This window comes from Plantactinospora sp. B6F1 (genome assembly GCF_040120695.1).
Taxonomy (GTDB): Bacteria; Actinomycetota; Actinomycetes; order Mycobacteriales; family Micromonosporaceae; genus Plantactinospora.
Genome location: NZ_JBEEAC010000051.1, coordinates 15,467 through 31,623 on the forward strand (window position 1 = coordinate 15,467; position 16,157 = coordinate 31,623).

The 16,157-nt window shown below is 72.5% G+C and carries 16 protein-coding genes; 12 read left to right on the forward strand and 4 right to left on the reverse strand.

Features of this window, described 5'->3' with window-relative positions:
• Positions 1-27 precede the first annotated feature (27 nt).
• The 3 genes from ABNF97_RS32350 to ABNF97_RS32360 form a co-directional block, all read right to left on the reverse strand.
• Entirely contained in the window at positions 28-1,035 is a 1,008-nt protein-coding gene (locus ABNF97_RS32350; RefSeq protein WP_349340843.1) for a hypothetical protein, read from the reverse strand.
• A 70-nt stretch (positions 1,036-1,105) separates the two neighbouring features.
• Entirely contained in the window at positions 1,106-1,537 is a 432-nt protein-coding gene (locus tag ABNF97_RS32355; protein WP_349340844.1) for a hypothetical protein, read from the reverse strand.
• Between the two features lie 83 nt (positions 1,538-1,620).
• A complete protein-coding gene (locus tag ABNF97_RS32360) occupies positions 1,621-2,820 on the reverse strand; it encodes an NHL domain-containing protein (protein ID WP_349340845.1) in 1,200 nt (399 codons plus the stop codon).
• Between the two features lie 94 nt (positions 2,821-2,914).
• Between ABNF97_RS32360 and ABNF97_RS32365 the strand changes: the two genes are divergently transcribed.
• The 10 genes from ABNF97_RS32365 (at position 2,915) to manA (ending at position 13,235) form a co-directional block, all read left to right on the forward strand.
• Entirely contained in the window at positions 2,915-3,496 is a 582-nt protein-coding gene (locus ABNF97_RS32365) for a hypothetical protein (protein ID WP_349340846.1), read from the forward strand.
• Positions 3,497-3,781: 285 nt separating this feature from the next.
• Positions 3,782-4,564 carry a MerR family transcriptional regulator gene (locus ABNF97_RS32370; protein WP_349340847.1) on the forward strand — a complete coding sequence of 261 codons (783 nt, stop codon included), beginning with the start codon at positions 3,782-3,784 and terminating at the stop codon, positions 4,562-4,564.
• Positions 4,565-4,690: 126 nt separating this feature from the next.
• Positions 4,691-6,154: an aldehyde dehydrogenase family protein gene (locus ABNF97_RS32375; protein WP_349340848.1), complete on the forward strand. Its 1,464-nt coding sequence runs from the start codon at positions 4,691-4,693 to the stop codon at positions 6,152-6,154.
• Between the two features lie 405 nt (positions 6,155-6,559).
• Positions 6,560-7,942, forward strand: coding sequence for a hypothetical protein (locus tag ABNF97_RS32380; RefSeq protein WP_349340849.1), 1,383 nt, complete (start codon positions 6,560-6,562; stop codon positions 7,940-7,942).
• 158 nt (positions 7,943-8,100) lie between these two features.
• Positions 8,101-9,486, forward strand: coding sequence for a phosphomannomutase/phosphoglucomutase (locus ABNF97_RS32385; RefSeq protein ID WP_349340850.1), 1,386 nt, complete (start codon positions 8,101-8,103; stop codon positions 9,484-9,486).
• Between the two features lie 68 nt (positions 9,487-9,554).
• Entirely contained in the window at positions 9,555-9,776 is a 222-nt protein-coding gene (locus ABNF97_RS32390) for a Trm112 family protein (RefSeq protein ID WP_349340851.1), read from the forward strand.
• A complete protein-coding gene (locus ABNF97_RS32395) occupies positions 9,773-10,966 on the forward strand; it encodes an SIS domain-containing protein (RefSeq protein WP_349340852.1) in 1,194 nt (397 codons plus the stop codon). The genes ABNF97_RS32390 and ABNF97_RS32395 overlap by 4 nt, the downstream gene beginning before the upstream one ends.
• Complete coding sequence (locus ABNF97_RS32400; RefSeq protein WP_349340853.1) at positions 10,963-11,088, forward strand: hypothetical protein; 126 nt, start codon at positions 10,963-10,965, stop codon at positions 11,086-11,088. Before ABNF97_RS32395 ends, ABNF97_RS32400 begins: the two co-directional genes overlap by 4 nt.
• On the forward strand, positions 11,085-12,056 hold the full coding sequence (locus ABNF97_RS32405) for a cation diffusion facilitator family transporter (RefSeq protein WP_349340854.1): 972 nt from the start codon (positions 11,085-11,087) through the stop codon (positions 12,054-12,056). Before ABNF97_RS32400 ends, ABNF97_RS32405 begins: the two co-directional genes overlap by 4 nt.
• A gap of 3 nt (positions 12,057-12,059) precedes the next feature.
• Positions 12,060-13,235 (forward strand): mannose-6-phosphate isomerase, class I, encoded by a 1,176-nt coding sequence (manA, locus tag ABNF97_RS32410; RefSeq protein WP_349340855.1) that lies wholly within the window; start codon positions 12,060-12,062, stop codon positions 13,233-13,235.
• Positions 13,236-13,278: 43 nt separating this feature from the next.
• Here manA and ABNF97_RS32415 read toward each other — a convergent pair whose 3' ends face one another.
• Positions 13,279-13,596, reverse strand: coding sequence for a hypothetical protein (locus ABNF97_RS32415; protein WP_349340856.1), 318 nt, complete (start codon positions 13,594-13,596; stop codon positions 13,279-13,281).
• A gap of 222 nt (positions 13,597-13,818) precedes the next feature.
• Here ABNF97_RS32415 and ABNF97_RS32420 point away from each other — a divergent pair, with 222 nt between their 5' ends.
• Positions 13,819-14,064 carry a GntR family transcriptional regulator gene (locus ABNF97_RS32420; RefSeq protein ID WP_486484820.1) on the forward strand — a complete coding sequence of 82 codons (246 nt, stop codon included), beginning with the start codon at positions 13,819-13,821 and terminating at the stop codon, positions 14,062-14,064.
• Positions 14,065-14,434: 370 nt separating this feature from the next.
• Positions 14,435-15,934: an adenosylhomocysteinase gene (gene ahcY, locus ABNF97_RS32425; protein ID WP_349340858.1), complete on the forward strand. Its 1,500-nt coding sequence runs from the start codon at positions 14,435-14,437 to the stop codon at positions 15,932-15,934.
• The last annotated feature ends 223 nt before the right edge of the window (positions 15,935-16,157 follow it).

Consider the following 16,157-nt stretch of genomic DNA (forward strand, 5'->3'; position numbering starts at 1 on the left):
CCGTCGGCGAGCGGGCGCTGATCTGGGTCAGTCGTGGGGACGCAGCGAGCCGTCGGTGATCTCGCCGGGGCGGGCGGAGCTGATGGCGGGCTCCGGCACCGCGAGCGGGCCCGTGCCGGTGCGGGCATCCCCGATGGTGTCGAGGAGGTTCTTCAGCGCCTGCTCGACCTTCCGCTCCTCCTCGATCATGTCACCATCCATCTTGGACATCGCCTCGGCGACCTTGACGGCGACCTCCTGGGCCGTGGGCGCGCTCAACTCGTTGGTCTTCGGCGGATCGGGGACCAGGCCCTGGGAGACGGTGCTGCTCACGATCAGCACCGCGCCGGCGACCGCAAGGCCGCCCGAACCGATCGTCAGGGCCGTACCGACCGAGATCCCGACCAGGGTTCCCCAGGTGAAGGACTTCGGGTCCTTCCCGTTGTTGAGGGTCTGCACCGCCTGGATCGACTTGTCGAGCAGTTCGAGGATGCCCTTGCGGTACCGGATGTAGAGAATCTTGTTGCATTCGAGTTGTTCGCGAACCACCTTCGCCACGGCGGCCTGGTTGACCGACGCGGTCTGCAGCGGGGTGAGGAAGTTGTCGATGAAGTTGACCTGGAGGTCGCCCTGCCACTGGCTCATGTCGGTGCGGACGTCGTTGATCCGGGACAGCGCGGGGCTGGCCCCGCTGAAGTTGCCCGCGTCGTCCTGGCTGCCCTCGAAGGAGCTCTCGATCGTACGCAGCGCGGTGATCATTTCGTTGAGGGCGTCCGGGTCGGGCTCCAGGTATTTCTCGAAGGCCGGCTCGACCCACTCGTAGTACTCGTTGCGGACGGTGTTCCGGTAACCCTCGACCTCCTCCGGCGGGATCGGCGAGTGCGGTGACTCCGGGTGCGCCTGGGCCCATTCGAGGTCCACGGCCTTGCGCCACGACTCGATGTCGTCGAGCGTCTGCCGGATCAGTTCCCGCTTCAGCTCGGCGGCCTTCTCCCGGACCGTGCCCTTGTACGTCCCGCCGGCCAGATCGGCCGGCGTGTCGACTTGGCTGCTCACTGCTGACTGCTCCTTCAACTGCCCCCGTGCGGGCCGTCGGCTTCCAGGTCGAGGTCTGTGGATGTCCGGGTCAGCCCTGGTAGGGCTCGCCGGGGTGGTCGTCGGCGCCCTCCGCGGGCGGGTTCGACGCCGGGTTGTTCGGGTCGTGGTTCGCCGGGTCGGCCAGGTACTGCGACAGGGCGTCGGCGCTGGCCAGGTCGGCGTCGACGTACGCCTGCCGGGCGCGCCGGAGCGCGTCGGCGGCGTTGAGGATCGTCCCGCCGGTCTGGGTGTACATCCGTTGCATCTCGTCCCGGAGGGCGCCCCAGGCCGCCGCTCCGGCACTGGACATGATGGTGCCCCCCGGCCCGGTGGGGGTGTTGGCCCGGAACCCGCCGCCGTCGTCGCCGGTCGCGCCGCCGAGGGCACGGCTGGCGTCGTAGTAGACGTCCGCGATCCGCGGCAGGTGCACGTCGGACACCCGCCAGAGGTGGTAAAGGTCCCCACCGACGATTTCCGCCATCAGGACTCCTTGGCTGTTGCTGTGACATCTTCGAGAATGGCGGCGATCCAGCAGGCCGCCGTGGCCGACGCCACGCGCGTCCCTCAGCGGGCTCGCCGTCGGCTGACCAGCCAGCCGCCGAGCACGACGAGGATGCCGGCGACGGCGACGAACGGCCACCAGGGCACCGACGGCCCGGTTTCCGGATCTTCCTGGCCGGGCGGAGCCGGACGGAACGAGTACACCCGGTGGCCGGCGTTGTCGACGAGGTAACCGACCCCGGTGGCGCCCACCGCGATCGGCCCGACCACCGGACTTCCCGCCGGGTCGAGTGCGGCGGCGGTGTCGAGGATTCTGTCGGCGCCGAGCCGCAGGAGCGTCCGGGCCGACTGGTCGAGAAGGTAGATCTCGTTGCCGACGGCGCTTATCGCGGCGATGTTGTTGACGGGGGGCTCCGGCGGCGGCCAGCTCGCCGCCTCGGAGAGACCCCACCTGGCGCCGTCGGCCTGGTCCGGCAGGGTGACCGTGCCGAGTTGCCCGGCGCGCAGCCGGTGCACCACGAGCCCGTCGGCGATCCAGACGACTCCCTCGGCGTCCACGGCGAGGCTCGACGGGCTCGGCACCGGGATCGTGGTGGCGGCCCCTCCGGCCGCGGTGAGCTGGGCGTTCCCGTTTCCCGCCACGGTGTTGATGGAGCCATCCGGCGCCACCGCCCGGACACGGTGGTTGCCGACGTCTCCGATATAGACGGTGCCGTCGGGCGCCACGGCGAGGCCGCCGAGCTGACCGAAGGACGCCCGGGTGGCGGGTCCTCCGTCACCGATCGGCCCGGGCACACCCGTGCCGGCGAACACCGACATCCGGCCGTCCGGGGTGAGCCGGAACACCCGGGACAGGCCGGGATCGGCGACGAAGAGCGCGTTGTCGGGACCGACCGCCAGGCTCTGCGGCACCCCCAGGTCCACGTCGGTGCCAGCCGTGCCGTCGGGCACCGCCGTGCCCGGGGTGCCGGCCCGACCGGTGCCGGCGACGGTCGAGATGGTGCCGTCCGGGGCGACCGCCCGGACCCGACGGTTGCCGCCGTCGCTGAGGTAGACGGTGCCGTCGGCGGCCACCGCCACCCCGCCCGGATGGTTGAGCGAGGCCGCCGACGCCGGACCGGCATCACCGGTCGAGCCGGCCGTGCCGGTGCCGGCGAAGACGTCGAGGTCGGACTTCCCGCCGTACGCCGGAGGGGGCGGTGCCAGCGCGACCCCGATCACCAGCGCGGCGAGCGGCACGACGACCCGACTCTGCGAATGCATGAGGCCGTGTCTACCACAGCGCATCAACCGGTCGATTGGTCGGTTCCTGGCGTTATCGTTACGCCGGCACACCTCTGCCCTCGAAGGGAGCGACATGCCCTCCATCGGTGAGTACCTCGACAACATGGTCGTCACGGTGGACTCTCCGGACGAGCGCATCCGGGCACGCGTCTCCAACTACCACGACGTGGAGATCACCTTCGCGCCCGGCGCGTTCGACCGGTACGACGAGGAGCACCTCAGTCACCAGCTCGGCCGGCTGGGGCTGACCACCTGGGTGGCCTATCACCGGGCGCGTTCCGAGGCCTACCGGAAGTCCCAGGGGTTCAGCTCGGACGAACTCGCCGACGCGGAACGACCCAGCGACGATCCGTACCGGCGACAGTACGAGACGGAGCTGAACGCCATCGAGGCCGAAGGTGTCTCGACCGGTGGCGCGGTGCGGGTCCGCACCTACGGGCTGATGCGGTGGAGCGTCGACATCGAGCCGGGCAGCATCCGGCGACTCGGTGAGACCGCCTTCATCGCCGAGTTGCACTCGGCGATGAAGGCCCTGCTCAGCGACCGGGAAGTGAAGATCATCGGTCTCAAGTCGGAGTACTTCGACATCGGCATCCCCCGGCGCTGGCGGGAGTTGATGACCGAACTGCGCGCCCGTAACCGGCACCGCCGCTGATCCGCGCGGGCCCGCCCCGCAACCCGCGTCGGGTCCGGCGCCGGTGGTGGGCCCGAGCCGGAGCGGCGTGCGGCGGTGCCCTGGACCGGCCGGTGAATCGGGGCCGACATCGCCCGGAAACTGCTCGACGGCACGGCCGGCGAATAGCCGGCCGGTGGTCGCCTGGCTCTCCAACGCTGCTCCGAACCGCCTTGAGGGTTGTGGCAACCTCAGGGCCTATCCTGGGCCGATGTTGCTGGAAACCTTCAACCTGGCGCACCGGGCTTCGGGCGGCGGGGCGGCGCGGTGAGCCGGCCCGAGCGGAGACTGCGCCCGGTCGACCTCGCCCGGTTGGCCGGCATCTCCACCCAGCAGGTCCGCAACTACCTCGACGCCGGGGTGCTGCCCCCGGCGCCCCGCACCGCCGCCGGCTACCGCCAGTTCGACGAGCGGCACCGCCGGGCGCTGCTGACGTACCGGGCCCTGGCCAGGGGCTACGGCTGGGAGACGGCTCGGTCGATCATGCACGCGGTGCACACCGGGGACCTGCCGTCAGCGCTCGCGCTGGTCGACGCCGCCCACGCCGGGCTGCACGAGGAGCGCCGCTCGCTCGCCGAGACGGCCACCGCGCTGGAGGCGGTAGCCGAGCAGGAGACCGAGTCGGCGACCGTACCCCGGCTGGCGCTGCGGATCGGCGAGCTGGCGGCCCGGCTCGGTGTGCGTACGTCGGCGCTGCGGGTCTGGGAGGCCGCCGGCCTGCTGGTACCGGAGCGCGAACCGGGCACCGGATACCGCCGCTTCGGCCCGGCCGAGATCCGGAACGCCCAGATGATCAGCATGCTCCGGCGCAGCCGCTACCCGCTGCCGCAGATCCGGCCGATCCTGGACGGTCTCCGCCGCACCGGCAGTACGGCGGCATTGCGGGCCGCCGTCTCACGCCGTCGCCTGGAGCTGACCGAGCGGGCCACCGCGATGCTCGAAGGGTCGAGCCGGCTGCACGACTACCTGAGCACCGTGCCGGCCGGGGGAGCGGTCAGCGGTGACCCGTCGACTGAGCACCGTGCCGGCCGGGGGAGCGGTCAGCGGTGACCCGTCGACTGAGCACCGTGCCGGCCGGGGGAGCGGTCAGCGGTGACCCGTCGACTGAGCACCGTGCCGGGTGGAGGCGGCCAGCGATGACCCGCCGGCCGGTACCGGAGGACTAGGCTGCCGGGCGTGGAGTCCGTGCCGTTCCTCCTCGCCGGCCGGCCGGCCCGGGGCGCCGATCCCCTCCTGGTCCGGCATCCGTACGACGGTCGCGAGGTCGGCCGGACCAGTTTCGCCGACCCGGAACAGGTCGAGACGGCGGTCGCCGCCGCTGCCCAGGTGGCGGACCGGGCCGCCGCGCTGCCGGCGCACGTCCGGGCCGGAGCCCTGGAACACGTGTCGCGCCGGCTCGCCGAACGGGCCGGGGAGGTCGCCCGGCTGATCACCGCCGAGAGCGGCAAGCCGGTCAGGTGGGCGAGGGTCGAGGTGGCCCGCGCGGTCGCCACCTTCCGGTGGGGTGCCGAGGAGGCCCGGCGCTGGTCCGGCGATATGCAGCGGCTGGACACCGAGCCGACCGGGGAGGGCCGGATCGCCCTGGTCCGCCGGCTGCCCCGAGGACCGGTGCTCGGCATCACGCCGTTCAACTTCCCGCTGAACCTGGTGGCACACAAGGTCGCCCCCGCGCTCGCGGTCGGGGCGCCGATCGTGGTCAAGCCGGCCCCGGCGACCCCGCTGACCGCGCTGCTCCTCGGCGAGCTGCTGGCCGAGGCGACCGAGCCGGACGGTCCGGGCAGCGGCCTGCCGGCCGGGATGTGCTCGGTGCTGCCGCTGCCGAACGACCGGGCCGGTGAACTGGTCCGTGACCCCCGGCTGCCGGTGGTGTCGTTCACCGGCTCCGGGCCGGTCGGCGCGGCGATCCGGCAGTCGGTGCCGGACAAGCACGTCACGCTGGAGCTGGGCGGCAACGCCGCCGCGGTGGTCTGCGCGGACTGGGCCAGCGTCGACGACCTCGACCACGCCGCGCGGCGGATCGCCACCTTCGGCAACTACCAGGCCGGGCAGAGCTGTATCGCGGTGCAGCGGGTCTACGTGCACGAGTGGCTGCTCGACGGCTTCCTGCCCCGGCTGGTCGCGGCGGTCGCCGCGCTGCGTACCGGGGATCCGGCTGACGAGGCGACCGAGGTCGGGCCACTTGTCGACGAGGCCGCCGCCCGGCGGGTGGAGAGCTGGGTCGACGAGGCGGTGGCGAGCGGCGCCACCGTCGAGCTGGGCGGTCGCCGGGAGGGCGCGAACTACCCGCCGACGGTGCTGACCGGGGTGCCGCCGCGGTGCCGGGTCAGCACCGAGGACGTCTTCGGGCCGGTCCTGGTGGTGGCGTCGGTGCCGGACGACGCGGCCGCGTTCGCCGCCGTCAACGACTCGGCGTACGGGTTGCAGGCCGGGATCTTCACGCACGACCTGCGGACCGCCTTCGCCGCGTACCGGACGCTGCGCGTCGGTGGGGTGATCGTCGGCGACGTGCCGTCGTACCGGGCCGACCAGGTGCCGTACGGCGGGGTGAAGGGCAGCGGCGTCGGCCGGGAGGGGATACGCAGCGCGATGGAGGATTACACCGAGTCCCGGGTGATGGTGCTGAGCGGGATCGAGTGGTAGACCGACAGCCCAAATTCTCCACACTCATGGCCACGATCGAGACTCCGGGCACGGTCGCCGAGGCGGCGGCGGTGCAGGACCGGCTGCGCCCGCTGGTCGACCTGACCGGGTCGGGGGCGACCGCACCCCGCACGGTGGCCGGGCTCGACGTGGCGTACGCCGAGGACGGCGGAACTGCCCGCCCTGCTCGCCGCGCCCGCCCGGCTGACCGTGGACGGCCCTTCGCGACTTCTGTCGGTGCCGGGCGGACGGTGGCCGTCGCCGGGCGGGGTCCCGGGGTGCGGGGCGGGGGCTGTCCGGGTCGCCGGAGGATTCGGCACCGCGCCGGTCGGGCATCAGAGAAGGCGGCTGCCGGTCCACCGGTAGCCTGTGCCCGGATCTTGCCCTGCGACGAGCGAGGTGGTCATGTCGGTACGGCGTGTCGCAACCTGGTTGGGAGCCGTCTGCCTGCTGGTCGGCCCGACGGTGGCACTTGCCGCCGCCCCGGCCGTGGCCGAGGGGGAGTCGGTACGCGTCCGCGCGCCGAAGTCGATCAGTGCGGGCGGCTCGGCGGGCTCGGTGACGGTGAACGTCTCGATGCGCAGCGGAGGCTGTGTCAACGTCCGTACCGTGCTCGGCGTGCACCTGCCGGGGTTGACCGCCGACCAGGTCGAGTTGCGGGTCGCCGCCGACGGTGACTGGCGCCGGGTGCCGGTCTCGGACGCCGCGAACGGGATCGTCGTCGGGGAGCGCACCACACCGGACAAGGCCGAACTCTGCGCGAAGAAGAGCGTGTCGAGCCGGTACCGGGTGAGCCTGGCCGAGGGTGTGCCGGGTGGCCGGGTGACCCTGCTGGCCGAGGCGTACGGGGCGGGTGGGCGGCTGCTCGGCCGGGGCACCGACTCGGCCCGGGTGACCGGGCGGACCGGGGACCGCCCGGAGTCGCCGGACCGTACCCCCGCGCTGGTGATCCCGTCGGCGACGGTGCAGGCCACCGAGGAGCCGGTGGTCGAGGCCACCCAGGCGGCGGCCGCCCCGCCGACGCGGCCGGTCGCCGCCGACTCCTCCGATGGGTCGCTGGGACTGGGCGGCCTGGTGATGGTGGTCGGCGTGGTGATGGTCGGGATCGGGATCGCCCTGATCGTGCTGCTGATCCGACGGGGCCGGGCCGAGCGCGGCCGCGCGGTGGGCGCGACGGCGGCAGGTGCGGATCCGACGGCCCGGATCGTCCTGCTCGGTGCGGAGCAGACCACCCGGATCCCGCCGGCCGGTGCCGACCCGACGGCCCGGATCCCGCCGACCGGTCAGGTCTTCCGCAGCGGTGTGCGGATGCCCGGCGCGGGCCCTGCCGGTTCGTTGCCCGGCTCCGGCTCTGCTGGACCCTTGCCCCGTTCAGGCTCTGCCGGACCGTTGCCCGGTTCCGGGCCGGCCGACCGGCCAGGAGCGGCGGGCGGGGTACCGCCGGTCGTCGGTGACCAGACGCTGATCCTGCCCACCGCCGGATCGGCTCCGTCGCGACCGGCCGGGTCGACTCCGCCCCGGCAGCCCGGGACGGTCCCGCCGCACGGGGCAGCCTCGCGCCCGTCCCCGCCGCATGTGGCGCCGCCGCACGCATCCTCGTCGCACGGAGCGCCGCCGCACGTGGCGCCGCCGGTCCGGGGTGGCTCGGTGCCACCCGGCGACGTGCCGCCGGCCGAGCCGGATGCCGCGCCACCCCGACCGGGCGGACCGGTACCGCCGGAGCAGCCCTCGGCCGGTGGCCCGGACGCGACCCTGATCCTGCCGCCGGCCCGGCGCCCTGAGGCGTAGCCCGGGCGGCTGTCCGGCCTGGCGTGTCGGGGAGGCACGGCATGCCGAACAGGGCGGACTACACCTGTCGCGCCGGCAGATCGCCTTGGGGCGGGGTGCGGCTTCCGGCTCCGATACGCTCAGGCCGTTGACCGAGTGTCCGGCTGAGGGGCGAGATCTTGTCTGATTTGTCCGCAATCGTCAAGGCGTACGACGTCCGGGGCACCGTTCCCGACCAGTGGGACGAGCGGGCCGCCGAGGCGTTGGGTGCGGCCTTCGCGCAGCTTCTCCGGACCTCCGGAGAGCCGGCCGGGACCGTAGCCGTCGCCCACGACATGCGGGCGTCGTCACCGGGCCTCGCCGGCGCCTTCGCCAGCGGGGTCCGCTCGGAGGGGCTCGGCGTGCTCCATCTCGGCCTCGGCAGCACCGACCTGCTCTACTACGCCTCCGGCAGCCTCCGCCTGCCCGGCGCGATGTTCACCGCCAGCCACAACCCGGCCGCCTACAACGGCATCAAGATGTGCCGCTCCGGCGCCCGGCCGGTCGGCCAGGACAGCGGGCTGGCCGAGCTGCGCGACCGGGCCCAGGCGCTGCTGGACAAGGCCGAGACGCGGCCGGCGGACGAGCCGCTGCCGCCGCTGGAGCACCGGGACCTGCTGTCCGCGTACGCCGCACACCTGCGCACCCTGGTCGACCTGACCGGGATCCGCCCGCTCAAGGTGGTGATCGACGCCGGCAACGGGATGGGCGGGCACACCGTACCGGCCGTGCTCGGTGACGCCGTGCTGCCGGCGTTGCCGCTGGAGATCGTGCCGCTCTACTTCGAACTCGACGGCTCGTTCCCCAACCACGAGGCGAACCCGCTGGACCCGGCGAACCTGGTCGACCTCCAGGCGGCGGTACGCGAGCACCGTGCCGACCTGGGGCTGGCCTTCGACGGCGACGCGGACCGCTGCTTCGTGGTCGACGAGCGGGGCGAACCGGTCTCGCCGTCGGCGATCACCGCCCTGGTGGCGGTCCGTGAGCTGGCCAAGCATCCGGGAGCGTCGATCATCCACAACCTGATCACGTCGAGCGCGGTGCCGGAGATCGTCCGTGAGCACGGCGGCGAGCCGGTGCGCAGCCGGGTCGGCCACTCCTTCATCAAGGCCGAGATGGCCCGTACGAACGCGGTCTTCGGCGGCGAGCACTCGGCGCACTACTACTTCCGGGACTTCTGGTTCGCCGACACCGGCATGCTCGCCGCGATGCACCTGCTGGCGGCACTCGGCGAGCAGGAGGGTCCGCTGTCGGAACTCGGCCGGGCATACGAGCGGTACGCCTCCTCCGGCGAGATCAACTCGACCGTACCGGACCAGCGGGCCAAGCTCGCCGAGGTCCGGGCCGCCTACCCAGACGCGGAGACCGACGAGCTGGACGGCCTGACCCTGCACTTCCCGGACGGCGCCTGGGTCAACCTGCGCGCGTCCAACACCGAGCCGCTGCTCCGGCTGAACGTCGAGGCGCCCACCCGGGACCGGATGGTGGCACTCCGCGACGAGGTGCTCGGACTGGTTCGCCGATAAGATCCATCGCGCTGGTCGGAGACCCGCCGTACCCGACCTACCGCACGAGGAGTGGAAGGAGCCGCACGGTGGCCCTCGACCCGCAGTTACTGGAGATCCTGGCCTGCCCGGACACCCATCACGCACCGCTCAACTACGATCCCGCGGCGCAGACCCTGACCTGCACCGAGTGCGCGCGGATCTTCGAGGTGCGCGACGACGTGCCGGTGCTGTTGCTCGACGAGGCGCGCGGCGGACCGGCGACGACCGGCCCGGCCGCCGCCCCCGGCGGCACCACGGACCAGCGATGATGGACGGTACGGCCGGGCTGCGCGGTCGCCCGGTCGCCGACGACACGCTGCTCGACGACGTCGCGGTACTCAACGAGAACGACCCGGGCGGAATGCTCCGGCACACCGCCGCGGCCGGCGCCCAGGTGCGGGAGTCCGCCGCGCTGGCCGCCGAGGCCAACCTCGGGATGCTGGCCGACGAGGGCCGCCCCCGGGCGGTCGTGATCGCCGGCATCGGCACCGCCGCGCGTACCGGTGAGGTGCTGGCCACCGTCGCCGGCCCGCGCTGTCCCGTCCCGGTGATCCAGCACCGCAGTGCCGGGGTGCCGGGTTGGGTGGGCGCGGCGGACGTGGTCATCGCGGTCAGCGCCTCCGGACGCGGCCCCGAGGCGCTCGGCGCGGCCGAGGCCGCCGCCCGGCGCGGAGCCCGGCTGGTCGCGGTCGGTGCACCGGACTCGCGGCTCCAGTCGGTGGCCGAGGGCGCCCGGGCGCCGTTCATCCCGGTACCCCGCCGGGCGCCGGCCCGGGCCAGCCTCTGGGCGCTCACCGTGCCGGTGCTGATGGCCGCCCGCACGCTCGGCCTGGTCAAGGTGAACGAGGCGGACCTGGCCGAGACGGCGGCCCGGCTGGACGCGGACGCCGACCGGTGCCGCCCGTCCGCCGAGTCCTTCGTCAATCCGGCCAAGTCGCTGGCGCTGGGCCTGGCCGGCTCGGTGCCGATCGTCTGGGGTTCGTCCCCGCTGGCCACCGCCGCCGCCCGGCGGTTCGGCGACACCCTCTCGGCGAACGCCCGCTACCCGGTGGTGGCCGGTGCGCTCGGCGAGGCGGGGCGCGGCCGGGTCGGCCTGCTCGACGGCGTCTTCGGCGGCCTCGGCGAGTCGAGCCGGGACATCTTCGCCGACCCGGAGGAGGAGTCGACCGGCACCCGGCTGCGGGTGGTGCTGCTCCGCGACGGCGGCCTGAACGCCGACGACGACACCGACGAGCCGCTGGTGGTGGAGGAGCGCCGGGCTGATGCCGTGCAGACCCTCGCCGAGCGGCGCGGGGTGCGCTGCGACGTGGTGACCGCCGAGGGCGGGTCCGCGCTGGAACGGCTCGCCTCGCTGATCGCGGTGCCCGACTTCGCCTCGATCTACCTGGCGCTTGCGCACGGACTTGACCCGATGGCCGTACCGGCGATCACCGAGATGAAGGAGCTTGCCAACCCGTGACCGAGCAGACCACCCGGGTCGGGGCCGCCGTGGCCCAGGGTCCGGCCGATCTTGGTGCTCATCTGGATTGCTTCCCGGTGCCGGTGAACCGGGGCACGGTGCCGGCGGAGGACCGGTCGTGAGCGCGAGTGGCGGCACCAAGGCGATCGTCGCGGCCCTGCTGGCCAACCTGGGCATCGCGGTGACCAAGTTCGTCGCGTTCGCGCTGAGCGGCTCGTCGTCGATGCTCGCGGAGTCGATCCACTCGGTGGCCGACTCCGGCAACCAGGCGCTGCTGTTGCTCGGCGGGCGCCGGGCCCGGCGCCGGGCGACCCCGGAACACCCCTTCGGGTTCGGCCGGGAGCGCTACATCTACGCGTTCATCGTCTCCATCGTGCTGTTCACCCTCGGTGGCCTCTTCGCGCTCTACGAGGCGTACCACAAGTGGCACGAGCAGGCGGCGCACGGCCCGTACGGCATCAAGAGCTGGCAGTGGCTGCCGGTCGTGGTACTGGTGGTCGCGATCATCCTGGAGTCGTTCTCGTTCCGGACCGCGATCGTCGAGTCGAACGCGGTCCGGGGCAAGGCGTCCTGGACGGAGTTCGTCCGCCGGGCGAAGGCGCCGGAGCTGCCGGTGGTGCTGCTGGAGGACCTCGGTGCGCTGCTCGGTCTGATCTTCGCCCTGGTCGGGGTCTCGATGACCCTGATCACCGACAACGGCTACTGGGACGCGGCCGGCACGGCGGCGATCGGCATCCTGCTGGTGGCCATCGCGGTCATCCTGGCGCTGGAGACCAGGAGCCTGCTGCTCGGCGAGGCGGCCACCCCGGAGGACGTCCGGCGGATCGAGCAGGCGATCACCTCCGGTTCCGAGGTCGAGCGGATCATCCACATGAAGACCCTGCACCTGGGGCCGGAGGAGCTGCTGGTCGCCGCGAAGGTCGCGGTGCGGCCGTACGCCACCGCGGCCGAGCTGGCCGAGGGGATCAACTCGGTCGAGGCGCGGATCCGCAACTCGGTACCGATCGCCCGGGTGATCTACCTGGAGCCGGACATCTACCGGAACGTGGAGCAACCCGCGGACGGGGTGCCGCAACTCAAGGGAGTCTGAGCAGTGGAACCGCTGCACGGTCGGATCCGGGACTACGCCTGGGGATCGCGGACCATCCTCGCCCAGTTGCAGGGCCGCCCGGTGCCGAGCGATGGCCCGGAGGCGGAGCTGTGGCTGGGCGCCCATCCGGGCGACCCGAGCACGCTGAACCGGGGCGGGGCGCCGCTGAGCCTGCTCGACGCGTTCGCCGAGGATCCGGGGCGCTGGCTCGGCGCCGACGTGGTCGACCGGTTCGGCCAGCGGCTGCCGTTCCTGCTCAAGGTGCTGGCCCCGGAGGCGCCGCTGTCGTTGCAGGCGCATCCGGACGCCGAGCAGGCTCGGGCCGGGTACGCGGCCGAGACGACCGATCCCGAGCTGACCCACCGCAACTACGTCGACCCGTACCACAAGCCGGAGATGCTGGTCGCGGTCTCGCGGTTCCAGGCGCTGTGCGGGTTCCGCGATCCGGGGGACTCGGCGGACCTGCTCGACGCGTTCGGCGTACCCGCGCTGGCGCCGGTGGTCGCCGCGTTGCGGGCCGGCGTCGACGGACTGCGCGACGCGGTGCACACCCTGCTCAGCTGGCCGTCGTCGGAGCGGGCCGCGCTGGTCGCGGCGGTGGCCGATGCGGAGGTCGGAGAGCGGTTCGCCACCTCGGCCGAACTGGCCCGCGGGCTGGCCCGGCGCTATCCGGCGGATCCGGGCGTGCTGGTCGCGCTGCTGCTCAACCACCTCGATCTGGCCCCGGGGGAGGCGATCTGGATGCCGGCCGGCAACCTGCACGCCTACCTGTACGGCGCCGGGGTGGAGATCCTGGCGGCCAGCGACAACGTGCTGCGCGGTGGACTGACCCCGAAGCACGTGGACGTGCCGGAACTGCTCCGGGTGCTCCGCTTCGAGGTGCTGGCCGACCCGGTGGTCAGCCCGGTCCAGGTGTCTCCCGCCGTGGTGACCTGGCCGGTGCCGGTGGACGACTTCGCCCTGCACGGCGTACGCCTCGACGAGCGGGTCGGGTCGGCCCGGCTCGACCTGCGGGGCCCCCGGATCGCGCTCTGTCTGGCCGGCGAGGTCACCGTGGCGGACGCCGCCGGGTCGGCGCTGCTCGGGCCCGGTGCGGCGGCGATCGGCCGGGCCGACGGCGGACCGATGACCGTCAGCGGCGACGGCGAGCTCTACGTCGCGTCGGTGGGACTCCGCTGAGGGGTCGGACCGGCTGGCCGGGTTCGGTTGGAGTTCGGTCTGGTCACCGGCGGGGCAGGTCCGGACCGATCCGGTCGAGCATGTCGGGTTGGCAGTAGAGCGCCGCTCGGACAGCGGCCCAGGAGACGGTGGGGGCCCGCCGGCATCGAGCGTCGTCCCGGGCGATCCTCCCTATCACGGCCAGTCGGGAGCGGGCATCGTTCAGCCGGCCCTGCATCTCGCACATGACCTGCTGGCAGGAGGCCAGTTCCTCCCTGAGCCGGTGAAGCTGGCGTTCGGCGTCCTGCGATGGCCGCTGGGCACGGTCGAACGGCTGGGCAGGATCGAAGAGTTGAGCGCGGTTGAACGGCTGGGGGTGCACGTGGACCTCCTGGGCGGGTCGGGGCCGAGGGCTGCTGCCGGGCGCCGGAGACCCTGGGGGAAGTGCCGGCAGCAGCCCTCTCTTGCGCGGCACCCCCACCCGACGCCGACATGTGCTACCGAGCAGGAGGCCCTGCACGAGAGCATATAGCGCTACATAGCGCTATGTACAGCCTTGTAGGAGGTCGCTCGTGATCGACGCATCATGCCTAGCGTCGTTTCGGTGGGACCCGACGACCTGATAGACCACGAGGGGCCGGTGCCGCCGTACCGGCAGCTTGCGGCCATCTTGGCCGCCCGCATCGAACGCGGCGACTGGCAACCTGACCGGGCGATCCCGTCGGAGAACCAGCTCGTCGGCACCTATGGAATCGCCCGGACGACCGTCCGCAGGGCCGTTGCTCTGCTGGTGGAGCAGGGGCTGATCTACGTCGTTCCACAGCGGGGGATGTTCGTCCGGCGACGGTGACCGGGAGTGCCCCGACGACTAGGTGCGGCGAGGTAAACGCGAGTCACCGCGAAACGGGAATTTGCGGATCAGCTTGACACCCCTCCTGCTCAGTGTGACGCTATGAGTACGCAGCGTTATCGCGACGCAGGTCCGAGACACGCGCGGGGGAACCAAACCGGGGGGATGCGCGGGGCGGCCGGAGACTGGGTGGGAGACCGCCCGGACCGACCGCCCCGCGCGCTGTCCCGACCTCGGCCCGGGAACCTCCCGCCGCCCAGGACAGCCCCCGGTCCGTACTGTCCGGATTGCGACCCGACCGGAGTCCGTCGCGGTACGGCCGGAGCGTAACGTGGAGGGTCGCGCCGCAGACCGTACGACAGGAGCCTTCATGACCAGCACTCTCCCGGCACCCACGGGTGGTTCGTCCGCCGCGCCACGGCCCGGCACGCTCGCCGAGGGCGACTACAAGGTGGCGGACCTCTCCCTCGCCGAGTTCGGGCGCAAGGAGATCCAGCTCGCCGAGCACGAGATGCCCGGCCTGATGTCGATCCGCCGCGAATACGCCGCCGAGCAGCCGCTACGCGGTGCCCGGATCACCGGCTCGCTGCACATGACGATCCAGACCGCGGTGCTCATCGAGACCCTGGTGGCGCTCGGCGCCCAGGTCCGCTGGGCGTCGTGCAACATCTTCTCCACCCAGGACCACGCGGCCGCCGCCATCGTGGTCGGCCCGGACGGCACCCCGGACGCCCCGTCCGGCGTACCGGTCTACGCCTGGAAGGGCGAGACGCTCGAAGAGTACTGGTGGTGCACGGAGCAGGTGCTGCTCTGGCCGGACGGCCAGGGGCCGAACATGATCCTCGACGACGGCGGCGACGCCACCCTGCTGGTGCACCGGGGTGCCCAGTTCGAGGGCGCCGGCGCGGTACCGCCGGTGGAGAGCGCCGATTCCGAGGAGTACGCGGTCGTCCTCGACCTGCTGCACCGCTCGCTCGCCGTGGACGACCGGCGCTGGACCCGGGTCGCCGCCGGTATCAAGGGCGTCACCGAGGAGACCACCACCGGCGTGCACCGGCTCTACGAGATGCAGCAGAACGGCACGCTGCTCTTCCCGGCCATCAACGTCAACGACTCGGTGACCAAGAGCAAGTTCGACAACAAGTACGGCTGCCGTCACTCCCTGATCGACGGCATCAACCGGGCCACCGACGTGCTGATCGGCGGCAAGACCGCCGTCGTGCTCGGCTACGGCGACGTCGGCAAGGGCTGCGCCGAGTCGCTGCGCGGCCAGGGTGCCCGGGTCATCGTCACCGAGGTCGACCCGATCTGCGCACTCCAGGCCGCGATGGACGGCTACCAGGTCTCCACCCTGGACGACGTGGTCGAGACCGCCGACATCTTCATCACCGCGACCGGCTGCTTCGACGTGATCCGTAACGACCACATGGCCCGGATGAAGCACCAGGCGATCGTCGGCAACATCGGCCACTTCGACAACGAGATCGACATGGCCGGACTGGCCAAGCGCTCCGACGTGCAGCGGATCAACATCAAGCCGCAGGTGGACGTCTGGCAGTTCGACGACGGCCACTCGATCATCGTGCTCTCCGAGGGCCGGCTGCTGAACCTGGGCAACGCGACCGGGCACCCGAGCTTCGTGATGTCGAACTCGTTCGCCAACCAGACCATCGCGCAGATCGAACTCTTCACCAAGACCGACCAGTACCCGGTCGGCGTCTACACGCTGCCGAAGCACCTGGACGAGAAGGTCGCCCGGCTGCACCTGAACGCGCTCGGCGCCAAGCTGACCGAGCTGACCAAGGAGCAGGCCGCCTACCTCGGCGTACCTGTCGAGGGTCCGTACAAGTCGGAGCACTACCGCTACTGAGCATCGACCGACGAGCCCGGGACGCAGCCGTGCGCGTCCCGGGCTTGCCCGTCAGACGCCGGTACCTCCGGCGTCCGCGGCAGGGTTGGTGTGATGGGTCATGTAAGGAGCTCCGGTACTTGATCAGTCCGGGGTTCCAGGGTTGCATGAGCATCCCCGGTTGGTCCGGTGGGTGGCGACGAGTTGGGGTCTGAGGGAAAGCCTCGTACGACTGATTGCCACC